24 protein-coding genes and 2 pseudogenes are annotated in these 23,630 nt (G+C 73.2%); 11 read left to right on the top strand and 15 right to left on the bottom strand.

The annotated features are described in order from the left end of the window. Nucleotides 1-54: 54 nt before the first annotated feature. The 13 genes and pseudogenes from BLV39_RS45340 to BLV39_RS35440 all read right to left on the bottom strand — a co-directional run bounded on the left by BLV39_RS45340 (nt 55) and on the right by BLV39_RS35440 (nt 12,223). The gene (locus tag BLV39_RS45340; protein WP_275414248.1) at nt 55-318 is read right to left on the bottom strand and encodes a tannase/feruloyl esterase family alpha/beta hydrolase; all 264 of its coding nucleotides are present in this window, start codon (nt 316-318) and stop codon (nt 55-57) included. Between the two features lie 50 nt (nt 319-368). Then, a pseudogene (locus BLV39_RS44905) lies at nt 369-1,112 on the bottom strand (tannase/feruloyl esterase family alpha/beta hydrolase); the annotation flags it as partial. An 85-nt stretch (nt 1,113-1,197) separates the two neighbouring features. Further along, nucleotides 1,198-1,386: pseudogene (locus tag BLV39_RS45195) on the bottom strand (tannase/feruloyl esterase family alpha/beta hydrolase); the annotation flags it as partial. A 79-nt stretch (nt 1,387-1,465) separates the two neighbouring features. Further along, nucleotides 1,466-2,671, bottom strand: coding sequence for a CaiB/BaiF CoA transferase family protein (locus BLV39_RS35485; RefSeq protein WP_239083516.1), 1,206 nt, complete (start codon nt 2,669-2,671; stop codon nt 1,466-1,468). Between the two features lie 2 nt (nt 2,672-2,673). Next, nucleotides 2,674-4,143, bottom strand: coding sequence for a dihydroorotase (locus tag BLV39_RS35480; protein ID WP_090802039.1), 1,470 nt, complete (start codon nt 4,141-4,143; stop codon nt 2,674-2,676). Continuing rightward, on the bottom strand, nt 4,140-5,522 hold the full coding sequence (locus BLV39_RS35475; protein ID WP_090802036.1) for an FAD-dependent oxidoreductase: 1,383 nt from the start codon (nt 5,520-5,522) through the stop codon (nt 4,140-4,142). The genes BLV39_RS35480 and BLV39_RS35475 overlap by 4 nt, the downstream gene beginning before the upstream one ends. Continuing rightward, complete coding sequence (locus tag BLV39_RS35470; protein WP_090802033.1) at nt 5,519-6,151, bottom strand: aspartate/glutamate racemase family protein; 633 nt, start codon at nt 6,149-6,151, stop codon at nt 5,519-5,521. Before BLV39_RS35470 ends, BLV39_RS35475 begins: the two co-directional genes overlap by 4 nt. Nucleotides 6,152-6,163: 12 nt before the next feature. Next, complete coding sequence (locus tag BLV39_RS35465; RefSeq protein ID WP_090802029.1) at nt 6,164-7,489, bottom strand: MmgE/PrpD family protein; 1,326 nt, start codon at nt 7,487-7,489, stop codon at nt 6,164-6,166. Then, nucleotides 7,489-8,190 (bottom strand): ABC transporter ATP-binding protein, encoded by a 702-nt coding sequence (locus BLV39_RS35460; RefSeq protein WP_090802027.1) that lies wholly within the window; start codon nt 8,188-8,190, stop codon nt 7,489-7,491. The genes BLV39_RS35465 and BLV39_RS35460 overlap by 1 nt, the downstream gene beginning before the upstream one ends. Next, on the bottom strand, nt 8,177-8,908 hold the full coding sequence (locus BLV39_RS35455) for an ABC transporter ATP-binding protein (protein ID WP_090802870.1): 732 nt from the start codon (nt 8,906-8,908) through the stop codon (nt 8,177-8,179). The genes BLV39_RS35460 and BLV39_RS35455 overlap by 14 nt, the downstream gene beginning before the upstream one ends. Further along, a complete protein-coding gene (locus BLV39_RS35450; RefSeq protein WP_090802024.1) occupies nt 8,905-9,951 on the bottom strand; it encodes a branched-chain amino acid ABC transporter permease in 1,047 nt (348 codons plus the stop codon). Before BLV39_RS35450 ends, BLV39_RS35455 begins: the two co-directional genes overlap by 4 nt. Then, nucleotides 9,948-10,982 carry a branched-chain amino acid ABC transporter permease gene (locus BLV39_RS35445; protein WP_204082687.1) on the bottom strand — a complete coding sequence of 345 codons (1,035 nt, stop codon included), beginning with the start codon at nt 10,980-10,982 and terminating at the stop codon, nt 9,948-9,950. The genes BLV39_RS35450 and BLV39_RS35445 overlap by 4 nt, the downstream gene beginning before the upstream one ends. Continuing rightward, nucleotides 10,979-12,223 carry an ABC transporter substrate-binding protein gene (locus tag BLV39_RS35440; protein ID WP_090802022.1) on the bottom strand — a complete coding sequence of 415 codons (1,245 nt, stop codon included), beginning with the start codon at nt 12,221-12,223 and terminating at the stop codon, nt 10,979-10,981. Before BLV39_RS35440 ends, BLV39_RS35445 begins: the two co-directional genes overlap by 4 nt. 203 nt (nt 12,224-12,426) lie before the next feature. On the opposite strand from BLV39_RS35440, the gene BLV39_RS35435 reads away from it, so the two are divergent. Genes BLV39_RS35435 through BLV39_RS35385 form a run of 11 tightly spaced genes read left to right on the top strand, consistent with a single transcriptional unit; the run spans nt 12,427 to nt 22,136 of the window. Beyond that, the gene (locus BLV39_RS35435) at nt 12,427-13,203 is read left to right on the top strand and encodes an IclR family transcriptional regulator (protein ID WP_090802866.1); all 777 of its coding nucleotides are present in this window, start codon (nt 12,427-12,429) and stop codon (nt 13,201-13,203) included. Then, complete coding sequence (locus BLV39_RS35430) at nt 13,200-14,024, top strand: HpcH/HpaI aldolase/citrate lyase family protein (protein ID WP_090802019.1); 825 nt, start codon at nt 13,200-13,202, stop codon at nt 14,022-14,024. The genes BLV39_RS35435 and BLV39_RS35430 overlap by 4 nt, the downstream gene beginning before the upstream one ends. After that, complete coding sequence (locus BLV39_RS35425; protein ID WP_090802016.1) at nt 14,021-14,860, top strand: cyclase family protein; 840 nt, start codon at nt 14,021-14,023, stop codon at nt 14,858-14,860. Before BLV39_RS35430 ends, BLV39_RS35425 begins: the two co-directional genes overlap by 4 nt. Then, on the top strand, nt 14,857-16,254 hold the full coding sequence (locus BLV39_RS35420) for an MmgE/PrpD family protein (RefSeq protein WP_090802013.1): 1,398 nt from the start codon (nt 14,857-14,859) through the stop codon (nt 16,252-16,254). The genes BLV39_RS35425 and BLV39_RS35420 overlap by 4 nt, the downstream gene beginning before the upstream one ends. Next, a complete protein-coding gene (locus BLV39_RS35415; RefSeq protein WP_090802010.1) occupies nt 16,251-17,552 on the top strand; it encodes an MmgE/PrpD family protein in 1,302 nt (433 codons plus the stop codon). Before BLV39_RS35420 ends, BLV39_RS35415 begins: the two co-directional genes overlap by 4 nt. Beyond that, nucleotides 17,549-18,424, top strand: coding sequence for a DUF3891 family protein (locus BLV39_RS35410; protein ID WP_090802008.1), 876 nt, complete (start codon nt 17,549-17,551; stop codon nt 18,422-18,424). Before BLV39_RS35415 ends, BLV39_RS35410 begins: the two co-directional genes overlap by 4 nt. Then, complete coding sequence (locus BLV39_RS35405; RefSeq protein WP_090802005.1) at nt 18,424-18,945, top strand: hypothetical protein; 522 nt, start codon at nt 18,424-18,426, stop codon at nt 18,943-18,945. Before BLV39_RS35410 ends, BLV39_RS35405 begins: the two co-directional genes overlap by 1 nt. Then, entirely contained in the window at nt 18,942-19,295 is a 354-nt protein-coding gene (locus BLV39_RS35400) for an EthD domain-containing protein (protein WP_090802002.1), read from the top strand. The genes BLV39_RS35405 and BLV39_RS35400 overlap by 4 nt, the downstream gene beginning before the upstream one ends. Beyond that, entirely contained in the window at nt 19,292-19,873 is a 582-nt protein-coding gene (locus BLV39_RS35395; protein WP_090801999.1) for a hypothetical protein, read from the top strand. The genes BLV39_RS35400 and BLV39_RS35395 overlap by 4 nt, the downstream gene beginning before the upstream one ends. Further along, nucleotides 19,870-20,787, top strand: a complete 918-nt coding sequence (locus BLV39_RS35390; RefSeq protein ID WP_090801996.1) for an LLM class flavin-dependent oxidoreductase — start codon at nt 19,870-19,872, stop codon at nt 20,785-20,787. Before BLV39_RS35395 ends, BLV39_RS35390 begins: the two co-directional genes overlap by 4 nt. After that, complete coding sequence (locus BLV39_RS35385; protein WP_090801993.1) at nt 20,784-22,136, top strand: MmgE/PrpD family protein; 1,353 nt, start codon at nt 20,784-20,786, stop codon at nt 22,134-22,136. Before BLV39_RS35390 ends, BLV39_RS35385 begins: the two co-directional genes overlap by 4 nt. Here the strand turns inward: BLV39_RS35385 and BLV39_RS35380 are convergent. Both BLV39_RS35380 and BLV39_RS35375 read right to left on the bottom strand, forming a co-directional pair. Then, nucleotides 22,133-22,870, bottom strand: a complete 738-nt coding sequence (locus BLV39_RS35380) for an anti-sigma factor (RefSeq protein ID WP_090801991.1) — start codon at nt 22,868-22,870, stop codon at nt 22,133-22,135. The two genes, BLV39_RS35385 and BLV39_RS35380, sit on opposite strands and share 4 nt — an antisense overlap. Continuing rightward, nucleotides 22,867-23,550 carry a sigma-70 family RNA polymerase sigma factor gene (locus BLV39_RS35375; RefSeq protein WP_090801989.1) on the bottom strand — a complete coding sequence of 228 codons (684 nt, stop codon included), beginning with the start codon at nt 23,548-23,550 and terminating at the stop codon, nt 22,867-22,869. Before BLV39_RS35375 ends, BLV39_RS35380 begins: the two co-directional genes overlap by 4 nt. Nucleotides 23,551-23,630 lie beyond the last annotated feature (80 nt).

The raw sequence follows: 23,630 nt of genomic DNA, 5'->3' as shown, positions 1-23,630 counted from the left end.
TTGCGCAATCACGCCGAAGGGCCCGCCCCACGAGGGACGGGCCCTTCGCCGTGCTCAGTTCCGGACGGCGACGTCGCGGCCGCGGGGGCCGTGCGCCGGCTTCCAGTTGGCGGCCACGTTCGGGTCGCCGGTGCCGTCGTAGCGGGCCTGGAGCGGGTACGCGTACACCGGACGCTCCATTGTGGTCAGGCCGCCGCTGACCTTGGTGGCCAGCACCGACGCCGGCGCCTTGCCCCGCTCGGTCCAGTCGCGGATGCCGGCCGGCCAGTCGACCCGGTCGGCGCCGGGGCCACCGTTGCAGTGGTAGACACCCGGCAGCAGGAACAGCCGGGCGAACTGCTGCGTGCGGTCCAGCGACCCGGGTCGGCCAGGCCGTGGTAGAGCATCGGCTTGCCGCCGGCCTTGCGGAACGCGTCGAGGTCGGTGGTGTCGGCGTTGTAGACCTTCGCCATCGTGCCCAGCTTCTTCGCGTCCCGGCTCGGGTCGAAGTCGAAAAGCGTGTAGCCGGCGCCCGGGTCGGTCGGGAAGGCGAGATAGCGAAGGACCTGCTCCGCGTACGCGCCTCCGCCGCTGAGCCTGGTCGGGTCGGTGCTGATGTCGGAGCCGACCCAGCCACCTTCAGAGCCCACCGGCAGGCCGCCGGGGTAAAGCTCATGGCCGCGGTTGTCGCGCGGGCTGTCGTACCAGTCCTTCACCACCGCGACCTGAGCGGCGCTCAGGCAGCCCGGTGCGGCAAGACCGGAGGGACACGCCACCGCAGCGGGGTCGAAGCGACAGGTACGCGGGTCGTCGACCACGCCGTCCTTGACGACGCCGTCGCACGTCGCGACCACGGCCGCACCCACCACCGCGGCTGCGGCAGCGTCGACGACCTGGTTCCCGGAAGCGTCCCGGTTCTGCTGCTCACGCACGCCCTGCGAGAGGGTGGCCAGGTAGTTCTGCCGGTTGGCCGGTGCGCCCGCCACTATGCCGTCGAAGTCGTCGGGCCAGCGCTGCGCCTCGATCAGCGCCTGCCGCCCGCCGGTGGAGCACCCGACGAAGTACGCGTACGCGAGAGACTGCCGGGTCAGTCCTTTGAGGATCGTCTTGGACGCGAGCGCCGTCAGGTGCTCGGAGAGGTAACCCCCAGGTGCTCTGGACCGCGGTGTTGTCGAGGGCGAACGAGGCGTCCGAGCCGCCGCCGACGTGGCCGGTGTCGTCGGAGGCCACGGCGTAGCCGAGGTCCACGTTGGCGCTGCCGGAGGTGCCGGCCGTCGGGATGCTGCCGCAGAAGCCGCCGCCCCCGAGTTGGACGTAGCGGCGGTTCCAGTCGGTCGGCGCCTGCAGCCGGAGCTGGATGACGGAGGTGCTGCCGTCGCGGGCGCCGACGGTGATGCTGGCCCGCACGTCGCAGAAGGACGTCCCGGCGGCCGTCGACGCGGTCGTCGCGGCGGTGACCGTGGAGGGGTAGCCGACGGCGCGGAACCTAGCCGGCCACGCCGCGCTCCCGCAGGTCCGCCAGCTCCTCCGCCGACAGCCCGAGCTCGTCGCCGAGCACCGCGTCGGTGTCCGCACCCAACGCCCGCCCGGTGAACCGGATTCGGCCCGGAGTGCGCCCCATCCGCCAGAGCAGGTTCTGCATCCGCATCTCGCCCAGGTCCGGATCGTCCACAGTGGTAACGAGCTCCAACGCCCGCACCTGCGGGTCGTCGAGCAGCTCGCTGGGCCTGTAGACCGGACCCACCGCGGCGCCCGCCTCGGCGAACGCTCGCAGCACCTCCTCGCGCGTCCGCTCCCCGATCCACGCGCCCACGTAGCCGTCGAGCAGGTCGGCGTGGGCCGCCCGCTGCCGCCCGGTGGCGAACCACGGCTCGTCGATCACCTCCGGGTGGCCGACCAGCGTCAACACCCGCCGCGCGATGCTGTCCGCGCTCGTGGAAATCGCGACCCAATGGCCGTCAGACGTGCGGTACGTGTTGCGCGGCGCGTTGTTGGCCGACCGGTTGCCGGTGCGCTGCTGGTCGATGCCGAGCTGGTCGGCATAGATCACACCGGGGCCGACGGCGGTCATGATGGGGCTGAGCAGGTCGAGGTCGATCTCCTGCCCGTGACCGTCCTTCTCCCGCTGGAAGAGCGCCATCGAGACCGCCGCAGCCCCGGCCATCCCCGCGATCGAGTCGGCCAGCCCGAACGCGGGAAGTGTCGGCGGGCCGTCCGGCTCGCCGGTGAGATGCGCGAAACCACTCATCGCCTCGACCAGCGTGCCGAACGCCGGTCGCGACGCGTACGGGCCGGACTGCCCGAAACCGGTGACCCGCAACAGGATCAGCCCGGGGTTGTCGGCGGACAGCACGTCATAGCCGAGGCCCCAGCGCTCCAGTGTGCCGGGCCGGAAGTTTTCGATCACCACGTCGGCGGTCGCCGCGAGCTTGCGGAAGACCTCCGCGCCGGCCGGGTCGCCGAGGTAGAGCCCGACGGTCCGCTTGTTGCGAGCCACCATCTTCCACCACAGGGACTGGTCGTCCTTGGCCAGCCCGTGCCCGCGCATGCCGTCGCCGCGGGCCGGGTGCTCGATCTTGATGACCTCCGCGCCGAAGTCGCCGAGGACCTGCGCCACCAGCGGACCAGCGAGGATGGTCGACGCGTCGAGCACCCGCAGGCCCGCCAGCGGGCCGTCTTCTGCAGTAGTCACACTCACCCCTGGTACGGACGGTGCACGTAGCGGCCGCCCGGCGAACCGACGACGTTGCCGGCCTCCAGCACGCGCTGACCCCGTACCCATGTGTCGGTCACCCGGGCGCCGAGCTCGAAGCCCTCGAACGGGGTGTACTCCTGGGTGGACTGCGAGTCAGCGGCGTGCACGGTCCAGGACGTGTTGTCCACCAGGCACAGGTCGGCGTCGAACCCGACGCCGATGGTGCCCTTGCCGGGCAGGCCGTAGCGGCGGGCCGGGTTCAGCGCGACGAGCTGGGCGATCCGCTGGTGCGACAGGCCACGCTTGCGGCCCTCGGAGACCAGGCCGGGCAGGAGATACTCCGCGCCGCCGAAACCGGACTTGGCCGCGAAGATGTCGTCGCGCGGGTCGCCGAACTTCTGCTCGTCCTTGCAGCACGCGTGGTCGCTGACCACCCAGTCGATGTCGCCCGCGAGCACGTGCTCCCAGAGCGCCTCGACGTCGTCCTGGGGTCGCAGCGGCGGGTTCACCTTGCCGCCCAGCCCGTGGGCCGTGTCCACCGACGCCAGCAGGTGGCCGATCGTCACCTCGCGGCGGAAGTCGACGTGCGGGAAGGTGTTCGCCATGGCCATGGCGGCCTTGAGCGCCTTGCGCGAGGAGAGGTGCAGCAGGTTGATGTTCGGCAGCCCGGTCTCGTCGGCCAGGAACGCCGCGATGGTGACCGCGAGGCCCTCCGAGTGCGGCGGCCGCGACGCGCTGTAGGCGGCCAGGCCGGAGAGCGAGCCGTCCTGCTCGACCAGCTTCGTGTACGCGGTCATGATCTCGGCGGTCTCGCAGTGCAGCGACAGCGACACGTGCGGTGCCGCGTCGACCAGCTTCTCGCGGGCGGCCTGCACGCCGCGCATCACGAACTCGAAATGGGCCAGGTCGTAGCGCTCGTCCGGCGGGATCATCAGGAACGAGCTCTGGTCGGACGAGCGCCCGTGCAGGCCGTGGCTGCCGTAGAACATGAAGATCTTGAACGAGGTGACGCCGAAGTTCTCGACGATCGACGGGATCTCGTCGATGTGCTCCTTGCTCATCGGCGCGAGGTGGAACCCGTAGTCGATGTAGGAGCGTCCTTCGGACGCCGAGAGCACGTGTGGGAAGAAGTCCGCGTACGAGCCGCCCCGGTTGAGGTAGTACTGCCCGGTGCGCATGTAGGTCAGCCCGGTGGTCACGCCGCCCTGCGCGCTGGCCCGGCTCTCGGTGGCGGTGTCGGCGTCCAGCGGGTTGTAGATGCCCCAGTGCTGGTGCGCGTCGACCGCACCCGGGTACGCGAGCCGCCCGCGACCGTCGATGACCACCTCGGCGTCGGACGCGGGGATGTCGGCCTCCAGCCGCACCACCTTGCCACCGGCGATGCCGATGTCGAGCTGGTCGCCGTCCGGAGAGCCGGCGTCGGGCCGTACCACGGTGACGTTCTTGATCAGGGTCTCTAGCGGTTTCATTTGGTTCCTTCCGTGGTTGCGGCCACTTTGGTGGTCGCGATGTGGTTTGCAGCCACGTAGGCGAGGCCGAGGGCAGGCAGCAGTCCGTTGCCCGCCAGGTAGCCGGCCGCGCCGTGCCCGGAGATGCCCGACGCGGCACCGCCCGAGGCGTAGAGCCCGGGGATCGGCGCGCCGTCCGGGCGCAGCACCCGGGCGTGCTCGTCGACCACCAGGCCGCCTTGCGTGTGGAAGAGCGCCGGCACCACCCGTGCGACAAGGTACGGCGGTGCGAGCGGCGCTTCGAAGAACGTGCGGCCGAAGCGGTCGGCCTGTTCGCCGCGCGCGACGGCGGCGGTCTCGGCCAGTTCGGCGGCCACGGCGTCGGCCGGCAGCCCAGTGATGGAAGCGAGATCGGCGTCGGACGCGGCAGTCAACAGGGCGCCGGACTCGACGCTCTGCCGGAAGTCGGTGAAGGGCAGGCAGGCGTCGTGGATGCGCTGGTCGAGCACCAACCAGCCGAACGCGTCCGGGCGGGCGGCGAGGGCGGCAGCGTACTCGGAGTAGCCCGTGGTCTCGTCGCCGAAGCGGCGGCCGGTGGTGTCGAGCATGAACCCGCCGTGCATCACCGTCGCCCAGCCGACCAGCGTCGCCGAGCGGGCGGCGAGGGCGGCGTGCCCCTGGTACGCGTCCAGGAACGCCGACGAAGCGCCCAGCGCGGCACCGATCCGCAGCGCGTCACCCCGGGAGGTCTCGCTGCCGTGGTAGACGGCCTTGGCGATCTCCGGCAGGTGCTCGGCGACCAGCGCCCGGTCGGCGCCGTAGCCGTTGGTGGCCAGCAGCACCGCGCGGGTGGGGATCTCCTCACGCGAGCCGTCCGGGCGCTCGACCACCGCGGCCCGCACCGCACCGCCGGCATCGACCAGCACGTCGACCAGCCGCGCCGGCACGAGCAGGTCGATGCCGGCCTGCTCGACCCGCTCGACCAGGTGGTCGAGCAGCACGGTGCCGTGCCGGCCCTCGACGGTGTGGCAGCGGTCGACCGAGTGGCCCGGGTAGTGGAAGTCGGTGACCAGCGAGAGGCCGAGCCCGATGTCGTCGGCCAGCCACTCGACTAGGGGCGCGCTGACCGCGCCGAGGGTGCGCGCCAGTCGCTGGTCACCCTCGTCGTGCGTCTTGCGGGCGACGTCGGCGGCGAACAGCTCGGCCGAGTCCTCGATGCCGGCGTCCCGCTGCCACCGGGAGCCGGCGCCGGGGATCATCGCGGTCGACATCGAGGTGTTGTTGCCACGCCGGAAGTGCTCGCTGGCCTCGACCACCAGCACCTGCAGGCCCAGTTGGGCGGCGCGCAGCGCGGCGACGAGGCCGCCGCCCGCGCCGGCGACGACCAGGTCGAGGCTCATCGCCCGGCCCCGATCAGCCGCAGCGCGAGGGCGGTCGGGTCGACCACCCGGGCCGGCAGCACGACGTCGGCCGGCACGTCGACGGCGGAGCAGCCGTTGATGACGTCGCGGGCGCCGGTCCCGGCGAGCGTGGTGACCGCGCCGCCGAGCGTGCCCGCCCAGCGGTCGGTGTCGGCGATCGCGTGGACGTCGAGGTCGAGCACCTCGACGCCGAGCAGGTCCGCGGACCAGCCGTAGACGGCGGCCCGGGCCAGGATCTCGTCGGCGATCGCCTTGTTGCGGGCCACCGCGGCGGACTTGCGGCCGGTCAGCACCGACCAGCCGAGGCTGAGCCGCAGCAGGCCGAAGACCGGGACCGGCAGGGTGCCGGCGAGGTCCGCGACACCCGGGTCGAGCACGCAGTCGGGCAGCAGCGCGTCGAAGCCGTCCGGCGCACCTTTCAACGCGTCGATGACGAGGGCTTCGCTGTCGCGCACCTGGCCGTCGGTGTCCAGCGCGCGAGGGGCGTCCGGCCCGATGTCGTGCAGCAGGACCTGGACTCCGGGCGGCGACAGCGCGGCATAGCGCGCCTGCCGGCGGGCCAGCTCGTCGGTGTCGACGTGGATCGGGGTCACGGCGTAGATGCGCACAACGGGTTCCTTTCAGATGTCGGCGAGCCGCCGGAGCGCCGGGCCGATGTCGGGGCTGTCGGGCAGACCGGTCGCCACGTCGTGCACGGTCGCGACGGTGCCCGGGTCGAGCAGGCGGCCGAGCAGGGCGAGCACGTCGTCCTCGGCCATCGGATGGTGCGCGGCGTCGCCGATCGGGTTCGGCACCTCGACGACGCGTGGCTCGGCGCCCGCCATGCGCACGGTCACGCGGGCCGCCCGCTCGTCGGGCAGCCGGGCGTCGAGGTCGGGCGCCACCCGCAACGCCACCTTGGCGGCCAGGGCCCGGACCCGGGGGTCGTCGCGCCCCTCGTCGGCGGACACGGCGGGGTCGACGGCGCCGTGCACCAGAGCGGCGGCGACCACGAACGGCGTCGAGAACAGAGCGCCCAGCCGGCTGTCCCAGGTGGTGCGGCCGAGGCCGCCGCCCAGCGAGTGCGTCTCGACGACGATCTCCTCGACGGCGCCGAGGTCCAGACCGCGCATCGCCAGCGCCGCGTCGGCCGCCGGGTGGGTGAAGGAGCAGGAGGCGTGGCGCTTGAAGTAGCCGAGATCGACGTCCCAGCGCTCACCGAGCGCGTCGGTCAACGGTCCCGGGTCAAAGGAACCGAGCACGTCGCCCAGAGAGAGCGCCGGTGTGCCGGTATTGCGAGCGACTCCGGCCGCGGCCATCCTGGCCGCCGCGAGACCGGACACATTGGACGCCCCGAGCCACGCGTCCCGGACCGGGTTGCCGTCCAGCGCGCTGGCGAAGTGGCCGGCGACCGGCAGCCCGGCGCCGGCGTCGATCGCGGCGGCCACCTGATCCGCGGGCAGCCCGAGCAACTTGGCGCACCCGGCCGCCGCGCCGGCCACGCCCCAGCTTCCGTGCGGATGCATCCCGGCCCGCAGGGTGGTCGCCCGGCCGAACCGGGCGGCCACCTCGTAGGCCGCCAGCAGGGCGGCCAGAGTCGAAGGGCCGGACGCGCCGAGGTCCGCGGCCAGGGCGAGCACCGCCGGCAGACCGTGCGCGGCCGGATGACCCTTGGCGTACTTGTGTCCCTCGTCGAGCTCGAGCCGGGCCATGGCGGTCGCGTTGAGCCAGGCGGCCGCCTCGACCGTCGTGCAAACGCCGCCGCCGACCAGCGGGGCCGGTCCGGCAGACGGCCGCCACGCCGCGGCCAGCGCGCGCTGCTCCGGCTGGCGGGCACCGACCACGGTCACGCCGAGCGAGTCGAGCAGCACCAACCCGAGCCGGTCCCTCGTGGCCGAAGGCACGTCGGCCCAGCGCAGCCCGGCGACCCAGTCACCGAGCCGCGCGACGGCCTCCACAGTAGACATCACAGCCCCAGGTACGCGGCCCGGACCCGGTCGTCGCGGGCCAGTTCGGGTCCTGGCCCGTCGAGCACCAGGCTGCCGCTCTCCAGCACGTACGCCCGGTCGGCCAGGTTGAGCGCGTGCGCGGCGTTCTGCTCGACCAGCAGCACCGACACGCCCTTCTCCCGGATGGCCTTGACCGCGTCGAGCACCGTCCAGGTCAGCTTCGGCGAGAGGCCGGTGGACGGCTCGTCGAGCAGCAGCAGCTTCGGCGCGGCCATCAAGGCCCGGCCGATCGCGAGCATCTGCTGCTGGCCACCGCTGAGGGTCTCGGCGGCCTGGGAGCGCCGCTCCGCGAGGATCGGGAACAGCTCGAAGACCTCGCGCAACGGTGCGTCCAACGGCTTGCGGCCGCGGGTCCAGCCGCCCATCCGCAGGTTCTCCTCGACGCTGAGCGGGCCGAACAACGCCCGCCCCTCCGGCACGTGCAGCAGGCCGCGGGAGACTAGCTCGCTGGGACGTACCCCGTCGGCGCGTTTGCCGTCGAAGGTGATCGTGCCCGCGGTCAGCTTCACCAACCCGGAGACGGCCTTGAGCGTGGTGGTCTTGCCCGCGCCGTTGGCACCGACGATCGCCACGATCTCGCCCTCGTCGACCCGCAGGTCGAGCTCGTGCAGGATCTGCAGCCCGTGGTAGCCGGCGCTCAGCCCCTCAAGCCTTAGCATGCGGGTCCTCCCCGAGGTAGGCCTCGATGACCCGGGGGTCCCGGGTCACCTCCTCCGGCGCGCCCGAGGTGAGCACCCGGCCCAGGTCGAGCACCAGCACCGAGTCCGACAGCCGCATGACGGCCGCCATGATGTGCTCGACGAACACCAGCGTCACGCCGTCCTCGGTGCGCAGCCGCTCCAGCAGTTCCATCACCGGCGTGCGCTCGGCGGGCACGAGCCCGGCGAGCACCTCGTCGAGCAGCAGCACCCGCGGCTTGCTGGCCAAGGCCCGGGCCAGCTCCAGCCGCTTGAGCGCGGCGGTGGGCAGGCCCTCGGTCGGCGCGTCACGCCACTTGTCCAGGCCGACGCGGGCGATCACCTCGGCGGCCGTCTCCCGGGCAGTGCGCTTGGCCGCGCCGCCGGCCAGCACGGCGACCGTGACGTTCTCCAGCACGGTCATCGAGTAAAACGGCCGCATCAACTGGAACGTCCGGGTCATGCCGGCGGCGGTGATGCGGTGCGGTGCGTGCCCGGTGATCTCCTTGCCGCCCAGGTGCACCCTGCCTGTGTCCGGGCGCAGCGCGCCGGCGACCAGGTTGAACATGGTGGTCTTGCCGGCGCCGTTGGGACCGATCACGCCGAGGATGCTGCCCTCGGTGACCTCGAAGCTGACGTCGTCGACCGCGCGCAGTCCCTTGAAGGACTTCGCCAGGTTCTCCACTCGCAGCAGGGTCATCGCCGGGACCACCTCTTGCGCAGCGCTCCGTAGATGCCTTGCGGCAGGAGCAGGACGATAATGATCAGCAGCGCGCCATAGACGATCACGTCGAGACCGCCCCGGCCCTGCAGGAACTCCAGCGCCGGTGGCGGGTTGCGCAGGATCGTCGCCGTCACGTCGTTGAGCGGGCCCATCACCACGGCTCCGATCACCGGTCCCCAGATGGTCGCGACGCCGCCGATCACCGCGGGCAGGATCGCCTGGATCGACACGCTGGACCCGAACGCCAGGTCGGGGTCGATGAACAGGAAGTACTGCACGTAGAAGGCGCCGGCGACTGCGGTGATCGCGGCGGAGAGCGCCATCGTCAGCAGCTTGTAGCGCATCACCGGGATGCCCACGGCGGCGGCCGCGTCCTCGTCGTCACGGGCGGCCTTGGTGAACTGGCCGGCCCGGGACCGGACGAACTGGACGCTGACCACGAGCGCGATCACGGTGAGCCCGAGCGCGATCCAGAAGTAGTTCGCCGAGGCCGGCTCGAACTGCATCCACCACCAGGAGCTCTCGGGCCGCAGCGGCACGTGGTAGCCGACCGCCCGGTTGACGAACTCGCTGTTGGTCGCCCACAACCGCAGCATCTCCGCGAAGGCGAAGGTGGCCAGCGCGAAGTAGGCGCCGCGCAGCTTGTAGCGCAGCGCGAGGAAACCGATCAGCGTGGCGAAGGCCGCGGCGATCACCATGCCGACGAGCATCCCGATCCAGGGCGAGACATTGTGCTCGACGAGCAGGAAGCCGCCCGCGTACGCACCGATGCCGAAGTAGGCCGCGTGACCGAAGCTGAACATGCCGCCGAAGCCGCTCATCATGTTCCAGCCGATGCTCATCAGCGCGAAGATCAGCACGCGTACGGCGACCGACGCCTGCGCCGGCGGCAGGATCAGCGGCAGCGGGATCAGCAGCACGGTCAGCACCGCGATCGCCAACAGGTGCCGGTTCCAGGGCTGGCGGGGCAACGGCTTCCCGGCGGCGGTGGTGGCGGCCGGTGCGGTGGTGGTCGTCATGCCGACCTCCGGAAGAGTCCCTGTGGTCGCAGGAACAGCACGAGCACGAAGACGATGAAGACCGACAGCAGCGGCGACTGGCCGGGCAGGTAGATGCCGCCGAGCTGTTCGGCCAGCCCGATGATCAGGCCGCCGACGAGCGCGCCGACCACGTTGCCCATGCCGCCCAGCACGACGACCACGAAGGCCACGATGTTGAACAGCGAGCCGGTGGTCGGCTCGATGGTGACCAGCGGGGCCACCAGCGTGCCGGCGGCGCCGGCGCAGGCCGTACCGAGCGCGAAGGTGACCGCGTAGATCACCCGGGTGTCGATGCCGACGAGCTGCGCGCCGGTGTCGTTGGCGGCCACCGCGCGGATCGCGGTGCCGAGCCGGGTGCGCTGCAGCAGCAGGTAGAGCAGGCCGGCCAGGAGCAGGGCGCCGACGAACGCGAGGATCCGGGACAGGTTGGCCACGGCCTCGAAGATGGGCACACCGCGGTCGCCGGACAGCGCCACCGAGCGGGGGTTGGCGCCGAAGAACAGCAGCAGCGCGTTCTCGATGATCAGCGAGATGCCCAGCGTGATCAGCAACTGGTTCTCCAGCGGCTTGCCCATCGCCCCGGCCAGGATGCCGCGTTGCACCAGCACGCCGAGCAGGAACATGGCCGGCACGCTGACCGCCAGGGCCAGATAGACGTGCAGGCCGGCCTGGGTCAACCCGAAGGTGAGGAACAGGGCCAGCGCCAGGAAGCTGCCGTGCGCGAAGTTGACGATGTCGAGGACGCCGAAGATCAACGTCAGGCCCATCGCGACCAGGCCGTAGATGCCGCCGATGAGGATGCCGGTCGTGACCGCCTGCACGACGACCACACCGCTGCCGGCGCGGACGTAGGCGAGCACGATCGCGACCACGATCAGCGCCGCGATCACGCCGATCCGGAGCCACGGCACCGTGCGGGTCGCGGCCGTGGGCAGCTCGTCGGGGTCCAGGGTGGCCACGCCGCCGCCGTTGCCGGCGGCGACGTGGTCCTGGTCGGGTGTCGAGGTCACTGGCTCTTGAAGGCGGGGTAGACGGGCTGAGCCTCCGCCTTGTCGGCCGGGAACACCTGCTTGGGCGCACCGCCCTGGACCTGCATCAGGATCGGCGTGGCGTTCAGGTTCTCGCCGGTCGGGCCGAACTTGATCGTGCCGGGGCCGGCGATCAGGGTCGGCACCTCACCGCTGGCGATCGCGTCGCGCACCTTGGCCGGTTCGGCACTGCCGGCCTTCTCCAGCGCGGCGGCGATGACCTGGACGGAGTCGTACGCCAGCACGGCGCCGGTCCGGATCGCGTCGTTGTACTTCGACTGGTAGAGCTGGGCCAGCGCCTGCATGTCCGGCTTGGTCATGTCGGCGTGGTAGTTCGCGTCGAAGTAGCCCTCGCCCGCGGCTCCCACCTCCTTGGGGAACTGCGGCAGGTCGAAGGCGCCGTTGGCCACACCGTAGACCGCGTTGAGCGCCGGCTTGACGGTGTCGACCGCCTTCGCGGCCAGCACGCCGTCGCGGTAGTAGCCGGCCACCATCAGCACGTCCGCGCCGCTGGCCTTGACCTGGGTCACCTGGGTGGTCAGGTCGGAGACGCTGGCGGCGTCGTACGCGATGGCCGGACCGACCTTGATGCCCGACTTCTCCGCCTCGGCCTTGAACGCGTCCCGCACCGCGGTGCCGAACGGGCCCTGCTCGTGCAGGATCGCGACGGACTTGACCGGCTTGCCGGCCGCCTTGCTCACCTGGTCGAGGAACTGCGCGCCGGAGGTGCCGAGCACGGTCGAGCTCGGCTGCACCCGGAACGTGTTCTTGTAGCCCTGCGCCAGGATCGAGTCGGCGCTGGACACGTCGATGACGAACGGCACCTTGTTGCGTTCGGCCACGGTGGACACGTTGGCGCTGACGGCACTCTGGTAGGTGCCGACCAGGCCGACCGCGCCCTCCTGGATGAGGCGCTGGGCCTCGCTCTGACCGACCTCGGGCTTGCCCTGGGTGTCGGCGCTGACCAGCTCGAGCTTCTTGCCGCCCTGCGACTTGATGCCGCCGGCGTCGTTGATGGCCTCCACGGCCAGCTTGGCTCCGTTGTCCATCTGCTGCCCGTCAGCCGCGGACGAGCCGCTGAGCGGATGCAGGGAACCGATCTTTATGGTGCCGCCGGACTGCCCGCCGCCGCCGTTGGTGGTGCCGGCCGGAGCGGATCCGCCGCAGGCGGCGAGCGCCAGCGGCAGGGCTAAGGCAAGGCTCAGGGTCCAGGTCTTCCTCATGTCAGCTCCTGGGGGTGACTGTGTTCCGCCGCACGGAACGTCGCATGAAGGCTGACTCTGGCACTGCCCGTTCAGCGGGTCAAGACTCCGTTACAGAATCTTCTTCAACCCAGTACAGAGCCACATTCAGGGGTTGACCCCTGGCCTGGTCGGTGTTGAAATCGTGTTCCGCTGGCTGAAACACCGTACTGAGGGATGTGGACGTGGCAGAAAGTCAGGGCACGGAGGCGGCAACCCGCGTGGCCGACGTGCTGCTCCTGTTCACCGACGGGCCGGACTTCCTCGGGGTCACCGCCATCGCGCGCAGCCTCGATCTGTCCAAGGCCGTGGTGCACCGGATCCTGCAGACCCTCGTCGAGCGCCGGCTCCTGGTCAGCGACCCGGCCAGCCGCGGTTACCAGCTCGGCCCCGCGGCCGCGGCGCTCGGCGCCCGCGCCCTGCGCGAGTCGCAGCTTCGCACCGTCGCCATGCCGGTGCTGCGCGAGCTGCAACTGGCCACCGGCGAGACGACCACCGTCTCGGCGCGGGTGCACAGCGGCCGTGTCTACCTCGACCAGGTCGAGTCCACCCGGGAAATCAAGATGACCGTCGAGGTGGGCCGCCGCTACCCGCTGCACGCGGGCAGCTCCAGCACGTGCATCCTGGCGTTCCTGCCGGACAGCGAGCGCGAGGCCGTGCTGAGCGCCGACCTGCCGACGCTGACCACCCGCACGACGACCGACCACGACCTGCTGCGCGCCCGCCTGGCCGAGATCCGCGAGACCGGCATCGCCGGGTCCGACGGAGAGCGGCAGGAGGGCGCCGGCTCCGTCGCCGCCCCGGTGTTCGGCATCGACGGCACCGTCATCGGCGCGATCTCGGTCTGCGGGCCGGCGCATCGCGTCGACGCGGAGGCCCGCGAGCGCTTCGGCCCGCTGGTGCGCGAGGCCGCCGACCGGATCTCCCGCGCCCTCGGCTGGTCCGGCGGGTTGCCCAAGTGACCCCGCGCTCCTGGCTCTACGTGCCCGGGCACCGCCCCGACCGGGTGACCAAGGCCCTGACCGCCGGCGCCGACGCGGTCGTCGTCGACCTCGAGGACGCCGTGCCGCCGGACCAGAAGCTGGCCGCCCGGGAAACCGCGGTGCGACTGGCCACGCAGGACCATCCAGTGTGGGTACGCGTGAACGACCCCGCCGGCCCGTGGGGCGCGGCGGACGTCGAGGCCCTGGCCGGCCTTCCGTTGGCGGGCCTGCGCCTGCCACGGTGCGAGGACCCGGCCGTGGTTCGCGAGGTCGGCGACCGCGCCGGGCTCCCGCTCCAGCTCCTGGTGGAAAGCGCCGCCGGCCTGGCCCGGGCGGCCGACCTGGCCACCGCGCACCCGCTGGTCACGGGAATCGGGCTCGGCGAGGCCGACCTGTCGGCCGACCTGCGGGTGACCGGCGACGAGGGACTGGCCTGGGCCCGTGGCTGGGTCGTGGTCGCCGCCCGCGCCGCCGGCCTGCCCTCACCCGTGCAGAGCGTCTACACCGACGTCGCCGACCTCGAAGGCCTGCGCGCGAGCACCGAACGCGCCCGGGTGACCGGCTTCGTCGGCCGGTCGGTGGTGCATCCGCGGCAGATCCCGGTCGTGCACGACGTCTTCACCCCCGGCCCCGCCGAGGTGGCCGCCGCCCGGGCGGTGCTCGACGCCGCCGCCCGCGCTCAGGAGCGCGGAGAGGTCGCGGTGCTCGACGCCGACGGCCGGTTCGTCGACCCCGCTGTGGTGCGCCGGGCCCGACTCGTCCTCGACCTGTACGACCTTTCACCAGGAGGAACGAATTGACCACCGAGCCGCAGGCCCGCCCCGCGCCTGACGCCCTGCTCGCTGCGGTGACCGCCGGCGTACGGCTCGTCGAGCTCGGGCACCCGCACTTCACGGGCATGCCGTGCTCGCCGAACCACCCTGGTTTCCGGATGAGCCTGATCCGTCGGCACGGCGACATGGTGCGCCCCGACGGTGGTTCCGCGGCCAACGAGATGATCGTGACGGGCGGGCACGTGGGCACCCACGTCGACGCGCTCTCCCACGTCAGCCACGACGGCAAGCTGCACGGCGGTGTCGACGCCGCCGCCGCGCAGACCGGCGGCCGGTTCACGGTGCTCGGCGCCGAGCACACCCCCGCCCTGCTCACCCGGGGCGTCCTGCTGGACGTGGCCGCGGTGCACGGCGTCGAGGTGCTGCCCGCCGGCTACGGCGTTACCGCGGGCGACCTCGACGCCGCCGCCAAACGGGCCGGAGTCCCGGTGGGCCGCGGCGACGTCGCGCTGGTCCGCACCGGCTGGGCACGACACTTCGACGACGCGCCGACCTACCTCGGGCAGGCCTCCGGCGTTCCCGGCGCCACCACCGAGGCGGCGCAGTGGCTGGCCGCGCGCGAGGTGGTCGCCACCGGTTCGGACACCACGGCGTACGAGCAGATCCGCCCCGGCGCCGGGCACAGCGTGCTGCCGGTGCACCGGGTCCTGCTGGTCGACGCCGGCATCTACATCATCGAGCACCTCAACCTGGAGGACGCGGCCGCCGAGGGGCTGACCGAGTTCGTCTTCGGGATGGCGCCCCTGCGCATCGTCGGCGGCACCGGCTCACCGATCCGGCCGTTCGCGGCGGTGGCGGCATGACCCAGCCCACCGTCGTGCAGCGGTTGGCCGCCGTGGCCGAGGACGTGCGCCGTGACGGGCTGCCGGGTGACCTGCGGCAGGATGTCGCCCGCCGCGTGCTCGACCTGATCGGCAACAGCCTCGCCGCCACCGGGCTGCCGCCCGCGCGCGCCGTCACCGCGTACGTCCGAGAGGCCGGCGGCACCCCCGAGGCGGTCGCGATCGGCACCGGACTGCGGGTGCCGGCCGCCAACGCAGCGCTGGTCAACGGCACCCTCGCGCACTCGCTCGACTTCGACGACACCCACCTGCCGTCGGTGCTGCACCCGTCCTCGCCGGTCGTGCCGGCCGCCCTCGCCATGGCCGAGGCCCGCGGCGCGTCCGGCGCCGCGCTGCTCGACGCCGCCGGCATGGGCATCGAGGTCGCGGTCCGGCTCGGCATGGGCGGCTACGACCGCGCCCTCGGCAACTCCGAGTTCTTCGAGCGCGGCCAGCACGCCACCTCGATCTGCGGCGCGGTCGGCGCGGCGGTGGCAGCCGCCATGGTCGGCGGCGCCGACGCCGAGCGCATCGCGCACGCGTCCGGCATCGCCGCCAGCATGGGCGCCGGCCTGTTGGAGGCCAACCGCACCGGCGGCACCGTCAAGCGCGTGCATTGCGGGTGGGCCGCGCACGCCGGTGTGGTCGCCGCGGAGCTGGCCCGGCACGGGCTGACCGGCCCGCCGACCGTGGTCGAGGGCCGCTTCGGCTTCCTGCACGCCTTCTGCGGCGAGCGGGCCGACGTCGACGCGGTGGTCGACCGGCTCGGCGAGCACTGGGAGCTGCCCGGCATCTTCTTCAAGCCGTACCCGTGCAACCACTTCACCCAGGCCGGCATCGACGCCGCACTGACCCTGCGCGCCCGAGGCGTCGACCCGGCCGACATCGAGTCGATCGAACTGGGCGTGCCCTCGCCGGTGCTGCGCACGATCGCCCAGCCGCCCGAGGACAAGGCGCGGCCGAAGTCCGGCTACCACGCCGCGTTCAGTGGCCCGTACACGGTGGCCGCGGCCCTGCTCGGCGGCGGCGGCCTGGGCCTCGGTCACGACGACTTCACCGACGCCGCGGCGGCCGACGAGTCCCGGCTGGCGCTGGCCGCGAAGGTCACCTGCGTGCCGGACGCGCGCTGCGACGAGATCTTCCCGAACCAGTTCCCGGCCGTGCTGCGCGTCGTCATGCGGGACGGCACGCGGCACGAGGAGCGGGTCGACGTCAACCGGGGCGGACCGGGCAACCCGCTGAGCTCGGCGGAGCTGGCCACGAAGTTCGCCTTCAACGCCGCCGCCGTGCCGGACCGCGACGCCATCGCCGCGGCCGTGCTCGACCTCGCGTCCGCGCCGGACGTGGCCGGCCTGATGGCCCGGGTGCGGGGATGATCGAGCGGCTGGCCGCGACGGACTGGGCCGCGGCGCCGGCGTCCGTGCGGGACCGCGTGGTCGACCTCGTCGCCGACACGGTCGCGGTGGCCGCGCTGGGCAGCGCACGGCCGGAGCTTCAGGCGCTGTCCGGCGGCGGGTCGGGCTCGTCCACTGTGGTCGGGTCACCGCACGGCTGGCCGGTCGCGGACGCGCAGTTCCGCAACGGCAGCGCCATCGCCGCCGACCAGCTTCAGGACGGCCACCGCCTGGCCCGCGGTCACCCGGCCTCGCACGTCGTGCCGGCGGTGCTGGCGCTCGCCGAGGACCGCGACCGCTCGGGCGTCGAGCTGCTGTCGGCGGTGCTCGCCGGCTACGAGGCGGGCGTCCGGCTCGGTCGCGCGATGGGCGGGACGCCGGACGGCGTGCACGACATCGGCACGTGGGGGCAGGTCGGCGCGGCCGTCGGCGTGGCACGGCTGCTCGCGCCCGGGGACCCCGCCGCCATGGGCCGGGCCGTCGAGCTCTCGGCGTCCGCCGTGCTGCTCAGCGACGCCGCGACGATCTTCGCGGGACGCAGTGGCGGACATGCGTTCCTGGGCGCCTCGGTGCAGCTCGGCGCGAGCCTGGGAGCGGCCGCCGTGAGTGGTCTGGAGCCGGAGCCGGGCGCGCTCGACCGCCATTTCGCTGCCGTCGCGGCCCGCGACTGGTCCGGTCTCGCGCCGGGCGAGGGCTACGCGGTGCTGGGCGGCTACACCAAGGCCCACCCGACCTGCGCACACCTGCACGGAGTCAACGACGCGGTCGCCGACATCGTGGCCACCACCGGCCCACTGTCCGACGTGGATCGCGTGGAGGTGCGGGCGTTCGCACACGCGGCCGCCTTCGACAAGGTCGCCGACACCGAGCTGGCCGCCCGGTTCAGCGTGCCCACGTCGGTCGCCGTAGCCCTGCTCACCGGCCGGCTCGACGAGACCACGATGACCGCGGAGGTAGTCCGCTCGCCCGCGGTCCGCGAGCTCGCCGCCCGGGTCGACGTGCACCACGACCCGGCGCTGGACGCCGGCTACCCGGCCGGCCGCCCGGCCCGCGTGCGGGTGGTCCGGGCGGATGGCAGCGAGCTGACCGCCTCCGCCGACCTTCCGCGCGGCGACGACACCCGGGCGTTCGACCGGGATGCCCTGCGAGCCAAGGCCCGCCGCCTGATCGGCCACCGCTTCCCCGGCCACGCCGGCGCCGTGCTCGCCGCGGTCGACGGCCTCGCCACCGGCGGCTCCGCCCGGGATCTGGGTGCCGCGTTGCGGGCGGCGGCCGCGTGATCGTCACCCGCCGCGACGGCGCCCTGCACCTGGTCGAGCAGATCGAGCACGGCCGGATCGCCGGCGTCCTTGCGGCGGCCTGGGGCAACGACAGCTTCGAGGCGCCCACACCGGGCGAGCCGGTGCGCACCGCGGCGACCCGGCACGACGAGGGCTGGCGGGCCTGGGACGCCCGGGTGCTCTTCCACGAGCTCGACCGCCGCCCGCTGCATTTCCTCGAGATCGACGCGAGCGAGCACGTCCAGCTCTACCGGCAGGGCGTCGAGCGGGTCTCGCTCGGCGACGTGTACGCCGGCGTGCTGGTCGGCATGCACTGGACCGGCCTCTACCGGGGTCGCTGGTCCGCACCCGGCGCGCGCGGGCGACTCGACCTCGGCGCCGACGGCCGCGCCGCACAGGACGCCGCCGTGGACGCCGAGGAACGGCGCTGGGTTCCGGCCAAGCGCCTGGCCTGGACGGCGCAGGAGCCGCGGGCCGCCTTCGAGACCCGGCTCTGGCACAACTTCGAGCTGCTCCAGCTCTGGGACCTGCTCTCGCTATACCTGTGCGTGATGCCGCAGCAGCCGGCCGCCGCGCCAGGTCCGGCCACGCCGTGGGGTCCGCAGCTCGCGGCGCTCGAACACGCCGCCGAGGACGTGCTGCTGCCGTCGGTGCGCGGCAACCCGTTCGGCCCGGCCCACCGGATCACCATCGGCGTCCGCGCGCCGGGCGTGCTCTGGCTCGACCCGTACCCCTTCGCCGCCGCCCTGAGCGTCGACGTGGTCAGCACCGCTGTCCCCGACCGGCCGTCCAGCCACGCCGAGCTGACCTCCCGCGTCGGCCGCACGCCGGCCACCGTCACGACCTGGCGCCTCGCGCCGTGGAGCGACTGATGGACCTTTCCACCGCCCGGGCCGCCGCGCACGACTTCGTGCTCCGCGAGGCCGGCTTCGCCCAGGTGACCACCATCGACGGCGGCGGTTTCCCGGTCGCTCGCACGATGACCGCGTTCCTCGAACCGGACTGGTCGGTCAGCCTGGTGCAGCGGGCCGGGCACCGCCGGCTCGACCAGTGGCGCCGCGACCCGCACACGCTGGTCACCTGGGTCGGCACGCCGGCTCCCGGCGCCAGCAACGAGCGCCCGCACGTCTTCGACCTCGACCTGCTCCCGCCCCGCGTGGTCGCGGTGCGCGGCACGGCGACGGTGATGCCGGCGGACTGGACGGTGGCGGTCTACCGGCGGGAGGTGACCCGGCAACGGGCCGCCGGGCATACCAAAGCTCCATTGCGGACGGACGAAGAAGTCGTCGCCGAACTGGCCGGAGTACGCATCGTCCCGGTCCGGGTGCGGCTGGAGGGATTCGGCACCGGTGCGGAGTCCCACCTCTGGACGGTAGGGAGAGAAACCTCATGATCAAGAACATCCTCGGGTACGAGATCGAAGAGGGCGTCAGCCCGGAGGAGTACGAGCGCTGGCTCTTCGAGGTGCACGCACCCGACCTGCTGGCCAACCCGCACCTGGACCGGATCGTCTTCAACAAGGTGCTGCGCCCGGTGCGCCAGGCGTCCGGCAACACCGCGGCGGTGCCGGAGGGCTACACGTTCTACCGGATCGCCGAGATGTACTACGCCGACGAGGAGGCGTACGCGAACTACCTGAAGTGGTTCGAGGAGAACCCGCTGCCGGTGGAGCGCGGGCCGGCCGGCCGCACGAAGTTCAAGTTCTACCTCGTCACCGAGAGCACCGAGGTGACCCGCGAATGACTGTCGGCACGATGCTCACCGCGTTCGCCGCGCTGCCCGCTCCCGACGCCGACCTGGCCGCCTGGGCGGCCCGGGTCGGCACGCCGGACGGCGACTTCCCGCTGATCGGCGCCGGCGCCCGGGCGCAGACCTACGTCGCGCTGCTGTGGAACGGCGAGCGCTGCGCGCGGGCCGGCCTCGGCCAGGAGAGCGCGCTGACCCTGGTCGGGCTCGCGGTCGGCGCCGCACACGGACGGACCGCCGCCGAACTGTCCGACGCGGTCGCCGCCGGGGCCGGATACACCGCGCCCCGGGCGACGGTGAGCACCGGCGTGTTGGCGGCCACGGTGTGCGCGGCCCGGCTGGCCGGCGTGCCGGACGACGAACTGCCCGCGCTGCTGGACCTGGCGGCCAGCCTGATGGTGATCGGGCCACCCGGCGTGGCACCCGGGCACGACCCGGCCGCCGCCTGGCTCGCGCTGCGCGCCCGCGACGCCGGCATCGTCGGGATGCCGGGCGGACTCGCGCACACCGTCTCCCTGCTTCCCGACGCGCCGTCCGATGTGGACGTAGCGGAGCTGGTCAGGGCGCTGCGATGATCCTGCTCAACATCGCCCGGCCGATCGGCACGGCCGACCCGGTCGAGCTGGCCGGCACCGCGCTCGCCGCCGGCCTGGACGGCATCGCGTTGGCCGACAGTCCCCGGCTGTTCCCGGACTGCCTCGTGGAGACCGAGCGCGTGCTGCGTGACACCACCGCCCGGCTGGCCGGGCCGTGCGTGCTCAGCCTCGGGCTGCGCCACCCGGCCACGGTCGCCGGCGCTGTGCGCACCCTCGACGGGCACCACCCCGGCCGGATGTTCACCGTGGTCGGGCGGGGCGAGAGCTCGGTGCGCAACGAAGGACTGACTCCGCCGTCCCTGCGCGCGTACGAGGAGTCGCTGCGCACCCTGCGCGAGCTGGTGCCGGCGTCGGCCCTCCTGCTCGGGGCCGCCTCCGGCCCGCGCACCATCGCGTCGACCGCGGCGCTGCTGGGTGGCGTGCTGGTCGACGCCGGCGCGGACCCGGCGATCGTCGCCAAGGCGGTCGCGCTGGCCCGTTCGGCGCGGCCGGACGCGACCGTGTGGATGTTCGTCCGCGCGGTGGTGACCGACGACCCGGACGCGGCCGCCGCGCCGGTGCTCGGGTCGTGCGCGGCCCGGCTGGTCCGCGCGCCGGACTGGTTCGATGTGCCGGCCGAGCTGCGCCCGGCGGTCGCGGCGGTCGCGGACGCGCACGACTACCGGCGCCACGGCACCGCCGACGCCCGCCAGGGCGACGTGCCGGCCGGCGCCGACACGTTCGTACGGGACCGCTTCGTGGTCACCGGCGAGCCGGACGCCGTCGCCGAGCGGTTCGCCGAGTTCGGCGCGCTCGGAGTGGACGGTGTCGTGCTGGCCGGCGCCCTCGACGGCGTGTGGGACCGGCTCGACGAGCTGGGAGCCGCCGTCCGCACCGGGATGAGGGAATCATGATCGACACCGCGCGGATCGCCGCGTTCGCACACGCTGCCCGCCTCGACGACGCGCCGCAGGAGGTCGTCGGATTCACGGGCCGGCTGCTGCTCGACACCCTGGGTGTGCTGCTCGGCGGGCTGCGCTATCCGGAGGTGAAGGCGTTCGGTGACGGCCTGCGCGCGGCGGAACCGGCCGGGCCTCGGGACCTCCCGTTCGGTCGGCTGGTCACCCTCGGCACGGCCGCCACCTGGCTGGACGCCGACTCCGGTGGCTCGTTCCACCCGCAGGGCCACCGCCTGCCGCCCGTGCCGACCGCGCACCCGGCGCCGCACTCGCTGCCGGTGCTGCTGCACGCCGCGGCCGGTGGCGTCGACGACCGCCGGCTGCTGGAGATCTTCCTGATCGCCAATGAGCTCGGCATGCGGTTCGGCGCCGGCACCACGCTGCGGCCGGGCCTGCACCCGCACGGGATCCACGGCCCGATCGCCTCCGCCGTCGCCACGGCGCTGCTGCACGACCTGTCCCCCGCCGCCACCGCGACCGCGGTCGAGCTGGCCGGTTCGGTGCCGCTGGCGGCGACGCTGGCCGTGCCCATGCACGGCGGCACGGTGCGCAACCTCTGGACGGGGCTCGGCGCCTACTACGGGGCCGCGGCCGCCGGGCGGGCCGCCGACGGGGCGGCCGGGTCAGCGACCCTGCTGGCCCAGCTGCTCGACGGGCTGGTCACCACCGACCTGTCCACATCGGAACTCATCGGCGGCCTGGGCGAGCGCTGGCGACTGGCGGACAGCTACCTCAAGCCGTACGCCTGCGCCCGTTGGATCCATCCGGCCCTGGACGCGTTCCGCCTGGCCGTCGCCGGCGTCCCCGACCGGGCAGCGCTGGCCGCGATCGAGGTCGACACGTTCGCCTTCGCCGCGTCGCTGTCGGCCACCGAGGTCACCTCGGACCTGCACGCGCGGTTCTCGGTGCCGGTCAGCCTGGCCACCTTCGCGCTCGACGGCGAGCTGAACGCGGCCGGTTTCCTGCCGGACCGGCTGGCCCGTTCGCGGGTGGGTGAACTGGCCGCCCTGGTGCGGATGCGCGAGGAGCCGGCGTTCACCGCGGCCCTGCCCCGCGAGCGGCCGACCACGGTCACGGTCCGCTGGCAGGACGGCTCGGCGGAGACGGCGTCGGTCCGCAACGCCCGCGGCAACCCGTCCGACCCGCTGACGGCCGACGAGGTGGCGGCGAAGTTCCGCCGCAACGCGCACGACGTGCTCACCCCGGCCACCGCCGACGGCGTGGTCGCGGCCCTGCTCGACACTGGGTCCGGCCACACGCTGCACGCGGTGGCCGCCGAGGTGCTCGGTCGGTTCTGCCCTTAGACCGGCACGGTCACCAGCGGGCTGGTCGCTCCGTCGGCCTGCATCACCTGCACCTGCACGGCCTTCAGGTCCTTGAGCGGGGACGCGGTGGCCGCCTGCAGCTTCAGCGCCTCGGGTCGCTCCGGCGTGCCGTAGCCCTCCGGCGGCACCTGCCAGCTCGACAGCACCTCGGCGGCGCCGTCGTTGGTCAGGGCGACCAGCCGGCAGGTGGCCGGACCGTTCAGGTTGCTGAGCGCGAACGAGATCCGGGTGCCGAAGGGCCGCGAGTCGACGGCGAGGTCGGCGTGCACACCGGTCTTGGCGTCGGTGGCGCTGTGCGGCTCGCCGGGGCCGACGTCGGGCTTCGCGGCCGCGGTCGACTGCGGTGGCCCCGCGGCCACCTGCGGCTCCGCCACCCAGTTGGCGCCCGCGAAGAGCGCCAACGCGCCCACCAGAGCGATCAGCACCACGCCGGCCGCGAGGCTCAGCACGCGCTGCCGGCGGACCTTGCGGCGGTCGTCGCCGACCGCGGTCAGCATCCGGCCGAGCAACACGCCGTCCTTGTCGACCTGCTCGGTCACCGCGAGGTCGTTGCCGTTCACCGCGCCGAGCGCGTCCACCACCGGCAGGAACGACTCCAGCTCACCGGCGCAGACCCAGCAGGTGGCGAGATGCTCCTCGAAGCGCTCGCTGTCGGCCTGGTCGAGGACGCCCAGCGCGTACGACGCGACGTCCCAGTGCTCCTCGCGGCTCATGCCTCGGTCACCTCGCGTGCCTCGAGCGCCTCGCGCAGGGCGCGCAGCGCGTAGTAGACGCGGGATTTCGCCGTCCCCAGCGGCACCCCGAGCTCCGCGGCCGCTTCCGGAACGGTCCGGCCCCGGAAGTACGTCGCCAGAATGATCTCGCGGTGGACCGGGCTCAGCGTCTTGAACGCGGAGGTGATGGTCATCCGGCGGACGACCTGGTCGGTCTCGTCCGCCTCCGCGAAGCGCGTCAGGTCCTGGTCGTACATCTCCTGCGGCCGGGCCTGCACGCTGCGATGCTCGTCGATCACAATCCGGCGGGCGACCGTCACCAGCCAGGGCCGCAACGAGGGCTGCGTCGAGGTGTTGAGCCGGTCGGCGTTGCGCCACGCTCGCAGCAGGGTCTCCTGCACCACGTCTTCGGCACGCTGGCGGTCGCCCCCGGTCAGCCGGAGGACGAACATCAGCAGCGGGCCGGCATGCTCCCGGTAGAGCACCCGCATGAGCTCGTCGGCGTCACCGGGGGCCCCTGACCCGGCTGAGGGTTTACCGGATTCCGAACGTGGCAGCACCCGATCATTGTGTCGTGCTGCCCCCGACCCGTCAGTAGCCGCCCCAGGAATGCGTGCCGAGGGCCGGAACGTCCAGTTCGGTGGAATCACACCGAGTGGCGCGGCGGTGACCGCGTGCATACCAGTCCTCCCTCGAACCCGGCCGGCGGTGGGTTCCCACACGTGACCACGTGGGGGTACGCACGCGGAGGACGGACGGA

This window comes from Asanoa ishikariensis, assembly GCF_900107455.1.
GTDB classification, from domain to species: domain Bacteria; phylum Actinomycetota; class Actinomycetes; order Mycobacteriales; family Micromonosporaceae; genus Asanoa; species Asanoa ishikariensis.
The sequence above is the reverse complement of the archived record's forward strand: the minus strand, read 5'-3'. Positions and strand labels throughout refer to the sequence as shown.

Excerpts from the sequence above, each read along its gene's own strand:
- BLV39_RS35440 (WP_090802022.1), bottom strand. The coding sequence starts at position 12,223 with ATGAGGAAGACCTGGACCCTGAGCCTTGCCTTAGCCCTGCCGCTGGCG.
- BLV39_RS35390 (WP_090801996.1), top strand. The coding sequence starts at position 19,870 with ATGATCCTGCTCAACATCGCCCGGCCGATCGGCACGGCCGACCCGGTC.
- BLV39_RS35475 (WP_090802036.1), bottom strand. The coding sequence starts at position 5,522 with ATGAGCCTCGACCTGGTCGTCGCCGGCGCGGGCGGCGGCCTCGTCGCC.
- BLV39_RS35375 (WP_090801989.1), bottom strand. The coding sequence starts at position 23,550 with ATGCACGCGGTCACCGCCGCGCCACTCGGTGTGATTCCACCGAACTGG.
- BLV39_RS35395 (WP_090801999.1), top strand. The coding sequence starts at position 19,292 with ATGACTGTCGGCACGATGCTCACCGCGTTCGCCGCGCTGCCCGCTCCC.
- BLV39_RS35380 (WP_090801991.1), bottom strand. The coding sequence starts at position 22,870 with ATGAGCCGCGAGGAGCACTGGGACGTCGCGTCGTACGCGCTGGGCGTC.
- BLV39_RS35415 (WP_090802010.1), top strand. The coding sequence starts at position 16,251 with ATGATCGAGCGGCTGGCCGCGACGGACTGGGCCGCGGCGCCGGCGTCC.
- BLV39_RS35465 (WP_090802029.1), bottom strand. The coding sequence starts at position 7,489 with ATGTCTACTGTGGAGGCCGTCGCGCGGCTCGGTGACTGGGTCGCCGGG.
- BLV39_RS35480 (WP_090802039.1), bottom strand. The coding sequence starts at position 4,143 with ATGAAACCGCTAGAGACCCTGATCAAGAACGTCACCGTGGTACGGCCC.
- BLV39_RS35385 (WP_090801993.1), top strand. The coding sequence starts at position 20,784 with ATGATCGACACCGCGCGGATCGCCGCGTTCGCACACGCTGCCCGCCTC.
- BLV39_RS35420 (WP_090802013.1), top strand. The coding sequence starts at position 14,857 with ATGACCCAGCCCACCGTCGTGCAGCGGTTGGCCGCCGTGGCCGAGGAC.
- BLV39_RS35450 (WP_090802024.1), bottom strand. The coding sequence starts at position 9,951 with ATGACGACCACCACCGCACCGGCCGCCACCACCGCCGCCGGGAAGCCG.
- BLV39_RS35455 (WP_090802870.1), bottom strand. The coding sequence starts at position 8,908 with ATGACCCTGCTGCGAGTGGAGAACCTGGCGAAGTCCTTCAAGGGACTG.
- BLV39_RS35405 (WP_090802005.1), top strand. The coding sequence starts at position 18,424 with ATGGACCTTTCCACCGCCCGGGCCGCCGCGCACGACTTCGTGCTCCGC.
- BLV39_RS35460 (WP_090802027.1), bottom strand. The coding sequence starts at position 8,190 with ATGCTAAGGCTTGAGGGGCTGAGCGCCGGCTACCACGGGCTGCAGATC.
- BLV39_RS35400 (WP_090802002.1), top strand. The coding sequence starts at position 18,942 with ATGATCAAGAACATCCTCGGGTACGAGATCGAAGAGGGCGTCAGCCCG.